Raw genomic sequence first — 13,032 nt, 5'->3', positions numbered from 1 at the left:
TGCTTACTCACCGGCCAACGTGGCTGTCGGACGGGGATTCGTTTCTTGACGGATGCTGCGGACGTTCAGGAGTGTTCCTTATGCCCGCGAGCGGACGGGAACTACTCCCCCGTCGCCTTCGCGATGATTTCCTTCGCGACGTTCGCGGGAACCTCGGCGTAGGAGTCGAACACCATGGAGTAGTTGGCACGTCCCTGCGTACGCGAACGCAGGTCACCGACGTAACCGAACATCTCCGACAGCGGGACCAGTGCCTTGACGACACGGGTACCGGCGCGCTCCTCCATGGCCTGGATCTGGCCACGGCGGGAGTTGAGGTCGCCGATCACATCGCCCATGTAGTCCTCGGGCGTGGTGACCTCGACGGCCATCAGCGGCTCGAGGATGACCGGACCGGCCTTCTTCGCGGCTTCCTTCATCGCCATGGAACCGGCGATCTTGAAGGCCATTTCCGAAGAGTCGACCTCGTGGTACGCGCCGTCCAACAAGGTGAACTTCAACCCGACGAGCGGGTAGCCGGCCAGCACGCCGTACTGCATGGCGTCCTGCGCGCCCGCGTCGACCGACGGGATGTACTCCCGCGGCACGCGACCACCGGTGACCTTGTTGTCGAACTCGTAGAGGGCACCGTCGGTGGACTCGAGCGGCTCGAGCTTGACGATGACCTTCGCGAACTGGCCGGAACCACCGGTCTGCTTCTTGTGCACGTAGTCGAGCTTCTCGACCGTCTTGCGCACCGTCTCGCGGTAGGCGACCTGCGGCTTACCGATGTTCGCCTCGACCTTGTAGTCGGACTTCATGCGGTTGACCAGCACCTCGAGGTGCAGCTCGCCCATACCGGCGATGATCGTCTGGCCGGTGTCCTCGTCCAGGTTGACCTGGAACGTCGGGTCCTCTTCGGCCAGCTTCTGGATCGCCAGGGACAGCTTTTCCTGGTCGGCCTTGGTCTTCGGCTCGATCGCGACGCGGATGACCGGCGCCGGGAACGTCATCGACTCGAGGACGACCGGGTTCTGCGGGTCGGCGAGGGTGTCACCGGTGGTGGTGTCCTTCAGGCCGATGACCGCGTAGATGTGGCCCGCCTGGGCCTCATCGACCGGGTTCTCCTTGTTGGAGTGCATCTGGAAGAGCTTCCCGATGCGCTCCTTGCGCTCCTTGGTGGCGTTGATCAGCTGCGCGCCGGCGGAGACCTTGCCCGAGTACACCCGGATGTAGGTCAGCTTGCCGAAGAACGGGTGCGCGGCGATCTTGAACGCCAGTGCGGAGAACGGCTCTTCGGTCGACGGCTTGCGCGACACGACGGTCTCGCCGTCGGGCAGCGTGCCCTCGACGGCGGGGACGTCCAGCGGCGACGGAAGGTAGTCGATGACCGCGTCGAGCATGGGCTGAACGCCCTTGTTCTTGAAGGCGGAACCGGTGAGCACCGGGTACGCCTCGCGGTTCACGGTGAGCTTCCGGATACCGGCCTTGAGCTCGGCCTCGGTCGGCTCCTCACCCTCGAGGAACTTCTCCATCAGGGAGTCGTCGGTCTCGGCGATGGCCTCGACCAGCTTCTCCCGGTACTCGGCCGCCTTGTCGGCGAGCTCGGCCGGGATCTCCTCGACGGCGTAGTCCTCGCCCTTCTGGACCTCGCCGCGCCAGGTCAGCGCCTTCATGCGGACCAGGTCGACGACGCCTTCAAATTCACTCTCGGCGCCGATCGGCAGCTGGATGACCAGCGGGCGGGCGCCGAGGCGCTCCTCGATGGTGCGGACGGTGAAGTAGAAGTCCGCGCCGAGCTTGTCCATCTTGTTGACGAAGCAGATACGAGGAACCTCGTACTTGTCCGCCTGACGCCAGACCTGCTCGGACTGCGGCTCGACACCTTCCTTGCCGTCGAAGACGGCGACGGCACCATCGAGCACGCGGAGCGAACGCTCCACCTCGACGGTGAAGTCGACGTGCCCCGGGGTGTCGATGATGTTGATCTGGTGATCGGCCCAGAAAGTGGTGGTGGCAGCCGAGGTGATGGTGATACCCCGCTTCTGCTCCTCCTCCATCCAGTCCATGGTGGCGGCGCCATCGTGGACTTCACCGATCTTGTAGTTGACCCCGGTGTAGAACAGGATCCGCTCGGTGGTGGTGGTCTTACCGGCGTCGATGTGGGCCATGATGCCGATGTTGCGGACCTGGTTCAGGTCGGTCAGCACGTCACGTGCCACGAGAGTGTTCCCCTGTCTCAAAATTGGGGCCCGGCAAGGCTTTGATCGGCAGCCGGGCGGTCATCACCAGCGGTAGTGCGCGAAGGCCTTGTTGGACTCGGCCATCTTGTGCGTGTCCTCGCGCCGCTTCACGCTGGCGCCGAGGCCGTTGCTCGCGTCGAGCAGCTCGTTCTGCAGGCGTTCGATCATGGTCTTCTCGCGGCGGGCCGCGGAGAAGGAAACCAGCCAGCGAAGCGCGAGCGTGGTGGAACGTCCCGGCTTGACCTCGATCGGCACCTGGTAGGTGGCACCACCGACACGGCGGCTCTTCACCTCGATGGTGGGCTTCACGTTGTCAAGGGCGCGCTTCAGCGTGACGACCGGGTCAGTGCCGGTCTTCTCGCGAGCGCCTTCGAGGGCGCCGTAGACGATGCGCTCGGCCAGAGACCGCTTGCCGTCCTTCAGCACCTTGTTCACCAGCTGAGTGACCAGCGGGGATGCGTAGACGGGGTCAGAGATCAGCGGCCGCTTGGGGGCCGGACCCTTGCGGGGCATTAGCTCTTCTCCTTCTTCGCGCCATACCGGCTGCGCGCCTGCTTACGGTTCTTGACACCCTGGGTGTCGAGCGAACCGCGGATGATCTTGTAGCGGACACCCGGCAGGTCCTTCACACGACCACCGCGCACGAGCACCATCGAGTGCTCCTGCAGGTTGTGGCCTTCACCGGGAATGTAGGCGGTGACCTCGATGCCGCTGGTCAGCTTCACACGAGCGACCTTGCGAAGCGCCGAGTTCGGCTTCTTGGGGGTTGTGGTGTACACGCGAGTGCACACACCACGCCGCTGCGGGCTCCCCTTGAGGGCCGCGGTCTTCTGCTTGGCAGCCTTGTCCTGGCGGCCCTTACGGACCAGCTGCTGGATCGTGGGCAATGGACCAGCTTTCTGTTCGCGATCTTGCTACTACGTGTTGTCTCCGGCCCCCGCGGTCGGGCGTGTCGGCCCGCGTCACGGTCTTGCGACCGGTAACTTCCCGTAGGGATTTTCCGTCGGATCCCGTGTGGGCGAAGCCGGTGGACCGGATGCCTGAGCACCCCGTCCATGCCGCACGGCACACGGGACGGCCCGACGCCTGCCGGGCACGGTCTCCAAAGATACCCGGCCTCTTCCGGACCGGCCAAATCGGGGGGTCTATAACTATATCGTGCCGGGCGTCACGCCGCGGCGACCCTGATGGAACGGCGTTTCGGGCCGGTTCATTCCTCGCCCGCCCCCGCCACCGCCCTCTACGGAGGCGACGCGCGCCCAGCCATCATTCCTCGTCGGGCTTGGCGTGGTCCGCCCTGCCCGGATGCGGGTCCCTCGAGAGATCGATCAACGGATGCACGGGAGCCCCCTCCGGCGCCGCGTGACTCCCCCGCCGGGGTTCTTCGATGCTTTCCTGCTGCTCGGCGTCCACGACGCCCTCCCCTCACTCGTACTGATTCCGCCCTGCTCGGCGAACCACGCTACCTATTCCCCTATCGGGTGAGCCGGATGGATCCGGAAAGGACACCATCGCGGCAAAGCGGTGAATGGGTCACGATGACACCGGTCACAGTGCCGCCGCTGATGACCGGACGACGCACCGCAAGCACGGGGAGGCTCCATGTCGGCCGAGTTCGAACAACTCGTCGCGGAATTCGAGAAATTCCAATCCAAGATCAAACTGGCCGAGACGCAGTTCGCGAAGGTCGGCGAGATGCAGAGTGAACTGGCCGAACTGGAGTCGGTGGCGACGTCACCGGACCGTTCGATCACCGTCGTCGCGGGCCCCGGCGGGTCCGTCAAGGACATCCGCCTCAGCCTGGAAGCCCTTCGGCAGCAACCACAACAGCTCGGCGCCGCCATTCTGTCCACTTTGCACACCGCGGTGGCCGACGCGGCGCGGAAGCAGGCCGGGATCGTCGATGCGCGGTTCGGCGGGACGTTCCATCCGAACGTCGAAGAACAGGTTCTCGAAGCCCAAGCCGAAGCCTTGGGAACCACAATGGACGATCTGCGGTCTCAGATGTCGGAGGAGCCACCACCGAGCACCGCCCGCCGCCCTCGGAACGAAGACGACTTCAGCGAGGAAACGGTGCTCCGGCGGTCGGACGAACCGGCTCCCGGACGACCGCCGTCGGCCGGGGACTCGCCCGGTGACCAGTTCCTCAAGAACCTGTTCGACGAGGAGGATCATCGATGACCGGACCAGGCGGGCACGCGGTCAAAACGCAGGCCTTGATCGACTACGCGAACAAACTCGGTTACTACAAGGACGAGGCGGGGAAGTTCGGCGGCCTCGTCGACCAGGCCGACGTCACGGACAAGTCGTGGGGCCTGATCGGGCTCGCGGTGAAGCAGACCTACACCGGCAAGCTCGCCGATCTGCGCGAACTGCTCGAACTGATGAAGACCGGGGTCGACGCGTTCTCCGGGAAGATGACCCAGGCGGCGTCGATCTACAACGGCTTCGAAAACGACGCGACGATCACCCTGGGGAAGTACGAAGCCAAGATCGACGGACCGAAGTGAGCTGGGGGACGACATGACCGACGAGAAGGCGAGTATCGCCGGCGGCGTCAAGATCACGGGTGACGACAGCTTCGGCAAGAACGCGCTCGACGCGGCGAAGAAGGTGCCGATCGCGGGCAAGGGCGTCACCACCGTCGCCAACGCCTACGAGAAGTTCGGCGCCGCGCAGGGCCCCGGCGACGTCGTGGCCGCGGGCGGGCAGCTGATCCAGGACGGCGCCGGGTTCATCGCGGGGGCGGGCGCGGACCTCGCGAGCTTCGTGCTCGACCCGGTCGGCTGGCTGGTCAGCAACGGCCTGAACATCCTGATCGAGCTGATCCAGCCGCTGCAGGACGCGCTGCACTTCGTCACGGGCGACGGTCCGGCGCTCAAGACCGCGGCAGGCAACTTCGGCAACATCGCCAAGGGCTTCGTCACGCTGGCCGACGACTTCGTCAAGACCGGCGACGAGTCACTGAAGGACTGGGTGGGTGACGCGGGCGACGCCGCCCGGAACGCGCTCGGCGACTTCGCCGTCGGCATCAAGGGCGTCGGCAACAGCGCGGGCACGGTGGCCGAGACGCTGCAGATGTGGTCGATGGTGATGACCGTCATCGAAGAGGTCGTCAAATCGATCATCTCCGAACTGGTCACCTGGGCGATCTACATCTGGCTGCCCGCGCTGGCCGCCTCCGTCGTCAGCCTCGGCTCGTCGGTGGCCGCCGCGATGACCGCGACGATCGCCAAGGCCGCGAGCGCGATGGGCAAGATCACCAAGCACCTCGGCAAACTCGGCAAGCTGCTCGACAAGTTCATGGGCTTCATGCTGAAGTGGACGGACGACCTGGTCAAGCAGGGTTCGAAGCTGACGAAGGCGGGCAAGGTCGGGATGACCCCCGGCCAGGAGAAGGCGATCGTCGGCGCGTTCGCCAAGGACTCCGGGACCCAGCTCGGCACGTTCGGCGACGCCGCGAAGGATGTCCTCAAGGGTGTGCCGAACCAGGCGATCAAGCAGGTGGTCGGGGTCAATCCCACCGATCTGTCGAAGGGATCGGCGTACCAGGGCAAGGCGGCCTTCGACTTCGCGAACAAGGCCATCGACAACACCAAGACCACCACGACCGGGCAGGAATACGGCCGGACCGGCGGCCGCCACAGCGAAGAGGAGACCCGCGAGAACCTCGACATGGACCAGTAGGGTCGCCCGATGGACGATCAGCTGGCCGGGCCGTGGCTCATCGCCGGTGGGTACACCCTGGCCCTGGGGCTGTTGCTGCTCGGCGGGCGCTTCGACGGACGGCGGCCGACGGCTGCGGCCGTCAGCTACGCGCTCTGCGGGATCCTCGTCTCCGAAACGTCGCTGTACTGGCTCTCGGCGGGATCCGGCAGCGCGGTGCCCGGCTGGCTCTGGTTCGCCTTCCCGGTGGTGATCGCGGCGTTGGCGGCGTGGCGGGGGCATCGGCAGAGGACGTGGACCGGCAGGCTCGACGGGACCGGTGAGCCGAGCTTCGGCGTGCTCCCCCAACGCGGGATCGCCGTCACCCACGCCTCGCCCGAGTCGGTGGCGACGGCCGTCGAGTTCGAGCACAACGGGCATCGGCTGGTCGGAGTCGAGTACGGGCTCGGCGGCTCGGCGGACTTCCCGGACCTCGCCAGGACAGCTGACCTGATCGATGGGACATACGCCCTGATCCAGCTTCGGACGCCTGAGGTGCCGTCGGTCGTCATCACCCCGGTCACGGGTGCCTTCGAGCCGGAGCGGTTCACGCCGTTGGAGGACGCGCGCATCACGCGGAACACCATCGGGGCACCGAAGCCGGACGCGCTGCTCCAGCGGTTCGAGACCGGCACGGAGTTCGACCGCCGGTTCACCGTGACGACGTCCGATCCGGAGTTCGCCAAGACACTGCTCTCCCCCGGCGTTCGCGCGCTGCTGGAGGGCGACTCGTGGTTCCGGGTCCGCGAAGTCGCCTTCCACGCCGGCTCGCTGTGGACCTCCGAAGCCGGGACGCTGACCGAAGAGATGATGTTCGCCGACTCCCGGCGGCTGGCCATCCTGGCATCCACAGTGGACTGGGAGGACACGGATTTCCGTGCTGCCGCCGCGGCTTCCGACACCAGCGACGCCGGATGGCTCGGCGGACGGCGAGGCCCGCTCGCCGGGCTCCGCGGCCCGCTCAACCGGCGCCGGGAAGCGGCGGGCCGTCAGCCGCTGTCGTCGCTTTCACTGGTGGCGCGCACGGTCGTCGCGCTCGCGCTGGTGCTGCCGGGGCTGGCGCTCGCGGTGAACTCGCTGACCGCGTTGACCGGGCTCGCCCCCGAGGCGCGGCTCACCGTGACCGCGACCCTGCGCGCGGAGGCGGGCACGTCGAACTGCACCAGCTGCGGCAACGGCAACCTGGTGGACGGCACCTACGAACTCGACGGCGAGACGCACGAGGTCAAGGACCTGCGGTGGATGTCGTTCGGGACGTTCCCGGAGCGGGGTGACGTCGTCGACATCGCCGTGACCCCGCTGTGGTGGCATCCGCTGATCGAAGGCAAGGACACCGGCGTCATCCTGCTGCTGATCGGACTGGCCCCCGTCCTCGCCGGTGCCCTCCTCGGCAAGGCGACCTTCACCCCGCGGCCGCGTCGCCTTTAGCGGGCTAAACGCGATCCGGCACCGTCTGGGCCAGGGACTTCGCGAAGTAGTGATGCGCGAAGGGCTCGTTGTTGAAGGGCTCGACCGTCTCGTAGCCGAGGCGGGCATACAAGGCCCTCGCCTCGACGAGGTCGTCGCGGGTGTCGAGCCGGATCAGTGTGGCGCCGAGTCCCCTGGCGACGTCCTCGGCTGCTGCCACGAGCAGCGGCGCACCGCCCTTGCCGCGTTCGGACTTCCGCAGGAAGACACGGGTGAGCTCGGTGATGTCCGGCGCGGCGACCCGCAGCCCGGCGCAACCCGCGAGCACCCCGTCGCGCCAAGCGAGCAGGAAGGCGCCGGTCGGCGGGACCAGGTTCCGGCTGTGGTGCTCCTCGATCAGGACGTCGAGCTCCTCCTCGGTGACCTGGCGCCCGTAGTAGCGGGACGCGATCTCGTCGAGGTACTCACGCAGCAGCTGGGCGGCGTCCGGGTGATCGACGGGGGTGACTTCGAAGCTCCAGGTCATGGCTACATTCTGCCTACCCGGGCCAGCGAATTTCGCCCGCCGCCGGATCGCGATTAGGGGGCTAAAGTCGACACGGGGTCAGGAGGGGGCGAGGCGGCCGGCGCAGGTCGCGACCTCACCGGGACCGGACTTCTCCGACGTGACGACGGCGCCGCCCACGGCCACCCGGCATTCGACCGCGCCCTCGCCCTGCCCCATCAGCCGGACGGTCGGCGGGGTGCCGGTGTTCTTCCACGTGAGCTCCTTGCGCCACGGGAGCGTCACCTGCGACTCCTGATGTACGAGCCCCAGCCCGTTCGAGTCGTAGACCACGGTCGCGGTCCCCGTCCCGGCGAGCTCGTACGCGATCCGCCAGTCGTTCGACACCGGCTGCGGCTGGCTGAGCGTCCGGGTGATCGTGCGATCCGGCTCCCGCGACGGCGCGGCGCCGGTCGGCTCGCCGACGACGGCCACGGTTTCGGCCTGCGGCTCCTCACCGCCGTTGAGCAGCACCACACAGGTCGCGAGCGCTGCCACCACGATCCCCGCGATGGCGATACGCCCGATCAGTTGTCTGTCGGCCATCGGTTCTCCTCACCGAAAGCGGCGGCGCGGCCCGGGAGCCGCGCCGCCGCGGAAGTCAGGACGGCAGCAGCCGGCCGGGGACGCCGTTGAGGGACTGGATGAGGCCGAGCACCGGGACGCCGAGCGGCGCGAACGTCCAGATGTTGTCGAGGTCGCTCGTGTCGGGTTCGTCGACGACCACGACATCGTTCGGAGCGTCCTGCGCGGCAAGCGCCGGAGCGGTCGAGCCGAGCACGACGAGACCGGCGAGCGCGGCACCGGTGACCGCGCGGACGAAGGTCTTCTTCATGAGATTCTCCTTTGCTGGTAACGGTTTTACGAAATCGGCGTGATGATCCCGTAGATCGGGGCGAGGACGTCGGTGGGCACGGGGACGGCTCCGCCGAGCAGTCCGCCGAGGTCGACGCCGGGGATCAGCCAGAGCGCCGGGCCGCCGCCACCGGTCGGCAGTCCCGGCAACGGGTCGGCCGAGGCGACCCCGCCGGCGAGTCCGGACAGCGCGCCCGCGACGGCGAGCGGCAGCAGCACACGGGCCGCGATTCGCTTCATCTCTTCTCCCTTTCCTTTCACCGCTGCTGGAAGCGAGCGGAATCCTTCACCGCAGTACCGAGCTGACCGGCACGATCGTGCCGTCGGGGATCCATTGCCCCGCGTAGTTCCGGTCGGCGATCATCCCGACGGCGTGCGGTTCGCCCGGGTACATCGGCATGGCGTTGACCTGTGCGGCCGCGAAGATCTGGACATCGCCGTTCATCGACCTCCACTGGTCGCCGAGCCAGTTCCGGAAGCCGCCGAGCGTGGGGCTTTCGCCGCCGAAGGCGTTGCTCGCGGCGACAGCGAAGCTCACGGCGACTTGTTCGCGCGGGTCGAACCTCAGCGGCAGGGAGGAACTCGCGACGGAGTTGACGATCGGCCCGTTGAGCAGCCAGGGCGCCAGGTACAGGCCGTACTGGTGGGTCGGCTTGAGCCGCTGGGACTCGGCCGCGCGGGTCATCGCCGTGTAGCCGCCCGCCCAGCCGGACACGACGACCAGCGCGGTGTTCGCGCCCGCCTCGGTCCGCACCGCGAGTCCGGAGCGTGCGGCGGTCTCGCGGACCAGTTTCGCGGCCGCCACACTGCGCGGCGAGGTGTCCTCGACAAGCGTGAGCGCGGAAGGCTTGCGCGCGGCGAGGAACTCGACGAGTTTGACGAGAGAACCGCTGTCCTCACTCGAAAGCGCGTCCGCGGGGCAGGAGGTGAGGACCTCGCGGCGGTCGGCGATCAGGCCGCCCAGCGCGGCCGAAGCACACTCGGGCGCGTCCGTGTCGGCGATGAGGTGCCCCTGCTCGTCGCCCGCGTCGACCTCGATGGTCGTCTTCTCCTCGCCGCGGCTGATGGTCAGGTCGCTGCGCCCCTTCGGCAGGTCGATCTCGGCCCAGGTGCCTTCGGCGCCGGGGCGCACGATGGCCTTGCCGATCAGGCCGCCTTCGATCCCGGCGGACAGGTCTTCTCCCGCGCTCGCGGGAAAGTGGACGAGGTTCTTGCCGGGCCGCTGCGGGCTCACCAGTACCGGGAACCGCTGGTCGCCGATGGCGGCGTCCGCGAGCAGCGCGACACCGGGAATCGGCGATTCGGGCGGCTTGGGAATGGCCGCGAGGGCACTCCAGGCAAGGAACCCGACGGCCACGGCGGCCGCACCGAACCGGTACGCCCGCGTGGAATCGGTTCCGGTGAAGAAGAATCCCGCGACCACGGTGGCGACGAGCGGCAGCAAAGCGATCACGAGCAACGTGACCCCGAAGAGCGTGCCGTAGATCCGGCGGTCGAAACCCAGACCGGAGGAGAACAGCTGGACCGCACCTGCGACGACGAGAAGTCCGCCCAAGGTCAGCGAAAGCGGGCCGAGCCGGAAGTTCGTCTGACGCCACTGCCCGGCGGGAACCCAGACGGACAGAACGGTGACACCGAACCACAGGGCAGCCGCGGCGACGTAGACGGTGTCGATGGCGAATTCGACGCCCGTCCGCCCGAGCGAGGTTTCGAGCACCACCAGCGCGGCGAGCGCGAGGGAGGCCCAGCGGCCTGCCGACGGCCAGCGGATCAGGACGGGAATCGCCAGCGCGAGCACGAGATGCACGATCAGCGCGATGACGTTGACGTCGGTCGCGAAGGCGGAGATCGCGGCCAGCGCGGCAGAAACCCCGCCCAGTACGGCGATGGTGAGGTGGAGGCGCCGGGGCAGCTCGCCCACGAGCGGGCGGAGGATTCCTGTTCCGGCGAGGAAAGCGGTCGCCAGCAGGAGGCCGAGCCGAAGCAAGACCAGTGCGATGTCGACCCCGGCCGAACCCGAGCTCGCCGGTATGACGTGGTGATCCATGGGGACCTTCTCCGAGCAGATCGGCGGAGCCGTGGGTGGCGGAGTGTGCCCGCCACCCACGACCTTCCGCGCCGAACAGGGTTACTTGAGATCCGCGTCCGCCACGACGAACAGTTCGGAGTGCGGTTTGGCGTTGCCGAAGGACCCGTGCGGCCAGGTCTTCCGGTTGAAGTTGATCCCGACTCCTCCGGTGAACTCGTCCCGGAAGTTCTGGTCGACGCCGACCTTCCCGTCTTCGCCGAGGTTCAGCAGGTTGACCTTGTGGTCACCGTCCAAACCGGACCGTGCGACGAAGTAGTTCGACACCGCGAGATGTTGCGGCTTGTCGGTTTCGTGGTAGTACCCGTCTTCGCCGAGCACGAAGTTGTCGTACGCGCCCCAGTGCGGGCCACCGCCGGACGTGCCGGGGTTGATCGGCGCCGCGCCGACGACGGTCGGCAGGTCGCCGCCACCGCCCTGCTGCGACTTCTCCTTCGTGTCGATCCGGCCCTTGATGTTCTCGACCTTGTCACCCGCGGCGACGAGCTTCTGGATGTCGAGGACGTAGACGCCGCCGGTGGTGCCGGGGTCGTCAGGACCGAGCGCGCCCTTCTGGCGGCCGGTGATCGCGCGGTAGAGGTACTTGTCGTCGGGGCTGGTCTGGATCCAGCCACCGTTCGAGCCGCCACCGTTGGAGTCGTTGTTCGGGTGGATCGCCTTGTTCGCCGCGCCGTCGTCGAACACCTGGATCCAGTGCGGCTCCTTGGCGGTGATGTCCGGCGTGTAGAACACCGCGCCGCCCTGCATGGTCTGGGCGAACGCGCCCTTGTGACCGGGCAGGTTCGTCACCGTGGTCTCCATGACCGCGCGGCTTTCGGCGTGCAGCGGGTCCGCGGGATCGGCGCGAGGGCCGTCCGGCAGGTACGAGACCGCCTTGAGCTTCGGCTTGTTGCGGTCGGAGATGTCCCAGGTGCGGACGGTCGGCCGCCGCAGATACGGCGACGGCTGCTTCACCGGGTCGAGGATGATGTTGCGCGGCTCGGCGTAGTCACTGGTGACCAGGGTGTTGAGGTCCTCACGGGCCTGGATGCCGTGCGGGTTGGCGCAGGTCGGCTTGTCCAGTTGCGGGAGGTTGTCGCACAGCTTCTTGTTGTCGCCCTGCGGTGTGGCCGCGGGGGACTCGGAAAGCACCTGCGCGTTCTGGTCGAAGCGGACGACCTCGCCGGGACTGCCGGCGAAACCGTTGCCCACCACCGTGGAACCGTTGGCGTAGGTGTGCGGGCCGGGAACGACCGGGCCGCCCATGTACGTGCCGTACGCGGTGCCGTCCTTGAGCACCCAGTACGCGTCGGGCACGGAACCGCCGAGGGTCTGGGTCGGGAGGCTGACGCCCTTGAGCTTCAGTTGCGGCAACGCGGAGACGTCGAAGGCGTACGTCGCGGCGGCGAACAGCGCGCCGGCGTAGATCGTGTCGCCCTTGTGCCACACGTATTGCATGTGGTGCGGCTCGTTCTCGACGAGCGGTCCGACAGTGGCGGTGTTGACGACCTTGCCGTACGTCGGCGAACCCTGCGTCGCGTCGATCACGGCGAGGAAGTCCGGACCGGGCAACGCGTTCTTGATCTTGTTCAGGCCCCCGCCGAGCGAACCCGGCAGGTTCTTGACGTCCTTGACCAAGGTGTCGGCGATGTTCTCGTCACCGGCCCAGACCAGCAGCCACTTCTTGCGCTTGCCGTCCGCACTCCGGGACGCCGCGATGTCCTTGGACACCAGGTGGTTCTGGACCCAGTACTCCTTGCCGTCGGCCGCCTTCTTCGCGTCTTTGACGACCTGGACGTCGGCGTAGGCACTGGTCGTGGAGCCGGTGTAGGTCACCGTGCCCACGGCCAGGGCCGCCGCCACGGCGCCGATCACCACTTTTCGCCACTTTGGCGAGTTGGATAGCATTCTTTCTCCCTGTTTTCGCTACCGAAGCGCCGGACATTCGGCACACCTCTCCCCTATTTCGCACAGGCGTCACCGGCGCGAATCAAAGGGAAAGCAATCAACCGCCGGCTCACACAGGGAACCGTTGCGGCACAGTGGAAAACGTCAACGCACGAGGAACGGACGCATCCGTGTCGGATACGCTGATTCAGTACGGCGCGACAAACCCGGAATAGGTCAGGAATCCATACACAGCGCGCTTGCCTGCTGTCGCAGATCAACGTGCCGGCGCCACACCAAGGCGACTGGGGATTGCATGGGCGAAATACTCGTGTGAAGCCGTCAGA

General features: G+C 67.4%; 13 protein-coding genes. 4 read left to right on the top strand and 9 right to left on the bottom strand.

Annotation, left to right across the window (positions count from 1 at the left end):
• Positions 1–101: 101 nt before the first annotated feature.
• From fusA to rpsL, 3 genes are all read right to left on the bottom strand, one after another.
• Positions 102–2,201 carry an elongation factor G gene (gene fusA / locus ACLJO0_RS08945; RefSeq protein ID WP_125790077.1) on the bottom strand — a complete coding sequence of 700 codons (2,100 nt, stop codon included), beginning with the start codon at positions 2,199–2,201 and terminating at the stop codon, positions 102–104.
• 63 nt (positions 2,202–2,264) lie between these two features.
• Positions 2,265–2,735 carry a 30S ribosomal protein S7 gene (gene rpsG / locus ACLJO0_RS08940; RefSeq protein WP_005166770.1) on the bottom strand — a complete coding sequence of 157 codons (471 nt, stop codon included), beginning with the start codon at positions 2,733–2,735 and terminating at the stop codon, positions 2,265–2,267.
• Complete coding sequence (gene rpsL, locus ACLJO0_RS08935) at positions 2,735–3,109, bottom strand: 30S ribosomal protein S12 (RefSeq protein WP_003102113.1); 375 nt, start codon at positions 3,107–3,109, stop codon at positions 2,735–2,737. The genes rpsG and rpsL overlap by 1 nt, the downstream gene beginning before the upstream one ends.
• 715 nt (positions 3,110–3,824) lie before the next feature.
• Between rpsL and ACLJO0_RS08930 the strand changes: the two genes are divergently transcribed.
• Genes ACLJO0_RS08930 through ACLJO0_RS08915 form a run of 4 tightly spaced genes read left to right on the top strand, consistent with a single transcriptional unit; the run spans position 3,825 to position 7,355 of the window.
• Positions 3,825–4,403 (top strand): YbaB/EbfC family nucleoid-associated protein, encoded by a 579-nt coding sequence (locus ACLJO0_RS08930; RefSeq protein WP_410577486.1) that lies wholly within the window; start codon positions 3,825–3,827, stop codon positions 4,401–4,403.
• Positions 4,400–4,732: a hypothetical protein gene (locus tag ACLJO0_RS08925; RefSeq protein WP_410577484.1), complete on the top strand. Its 333-nt coding sequence runs from the start codon at positions 4,400–4,402 to the stop codon at positions 4,730–4,732. Before ACLJO0_RS08930 ends, ACLJO0_RS08925 begins: the two co-directional genes overlap by 4 nt.
• 13 nt (positions 4,733–4,745) lie before the next feature.
• Complete coding sequence (locus tag ACLJO0_RS08920; RefSeq protein WP_410577482.1) at positions 4,746–5,909, top strand: hypothetical protein; 1,164 nt, start codon at positions 4,746–4,748, stop codon at positions 5,907–5,909.
• Positions 5,910–5,918: 9 nt separating this feature from the next.
• The gene (locus ACLJO0_RS08915; protein WP_410577480.1) at positions 5,919–7,355 is read left to right on the top strand and encodes a hypothetical protein; all 1,437 of its coding nucleotides are present in this window, start codon (positions 5,919–5,921) and stop codon (positions 7,353–7,355) included.
• A 4-nt stretch (positions 7,356–7,359) separates the two neighbouring features.
• Here ACLJO0_RS08915 and ACLJO0_RS08910 read toward each other — a convergent pair whose 3' ends face one another.
• From ACLJO0_RS08910 to ACLJO0_RS08885, 6 genes are all read right to left on the bottom strand, one after another.
• Entirely contained in the window at positions 7,360–7,860 is a 501-nt protein-coding gene (locus ACLJO0_RS08910; RefSeq protein WP_410577479.1) for a GNAT family N-acetyltransferase, read from the bottom strand.
• Between the two features lie 78 nt (positions 7,861–7,938).
• Positions 7,939–8,424 carry an MmpS family transport accessory protein gene (locus ACLJO0_RS08905; protein ID WP_410577478.1) on the bottom strand — a complete coding sequence of 162 codons (486 nt, stop codon included), beginning with the start codon at positions 8,422–8,424 and terminating at the stop codon, positions 7,939–7,941.
• Between the two features lie 55 nt (positions 8,425–8,479).
• Positions 8,480–8,713, bottom strand: coding sequence for a hypothetical protein (locus tag ACLJO0_RS08900; RefSeq protein ID WP_410577476.1), 234 nt, complete (start codon positions 8,711–8,713; stop codon positions 8,480–8,482).
• A 26-nt stretch (positions 8,714–8,739) separates the two neighbouring features.
• On the bottom strand, positions 8,740–8,973 hold the full coding sequence (locus ACLJO0_RS08895) for a hypothetical protein (RefSeq protein WP_410577474.1): 234 nt from the start codon (positions 8,971–8,973) through the stop codon (positions 8,740–8,742).
• A gap of 46 nt (positions 8,974–9,019) precedes the next feature.
• Positions 9,020–10,780 carry a hypothetical protein gene (locus ACLJO0_RS08890; protein WP_410577473.1) on the bottom strand — a complete coding sequence of 587 codons (1,761 nt, stop codon included), beginning with the start codon at positions 10,778–10,780 and terminating at the stop codon, positions 9,020–9,022.
• An 81-nt stretch (positions 10,781–10,861) separates the two neighbouring features.
• Positions 10,862–12,706 (bottom strand): hypothetical protein, encoded by a 1,845-nt coding sequence (locus ACLJO0_RS08885; protein ID WP_410577471.1) that lies wholly within the window; start codon positions 12,704–12,706, stop codon positions 10,862–10,864.
• Positions 12,707–13,032 lie beyond the last annotated feature (326 nt).

Origin of the sequence: Amycolatopsis sp. lyj-108 (assembly GCF_046549005.1) — a bacterium.
Taxonomy (GTDB): domain Bacteria; phylum Actinomycetota; class Actinomycetes; order Mycobacteriales; family Pseudonocardiaceae; genus Amycolatopsis.
Note: the sequence above shows the minus strand (reverse complement) of the source record. Positions and strands in the feature narration are given on the sequence as shown.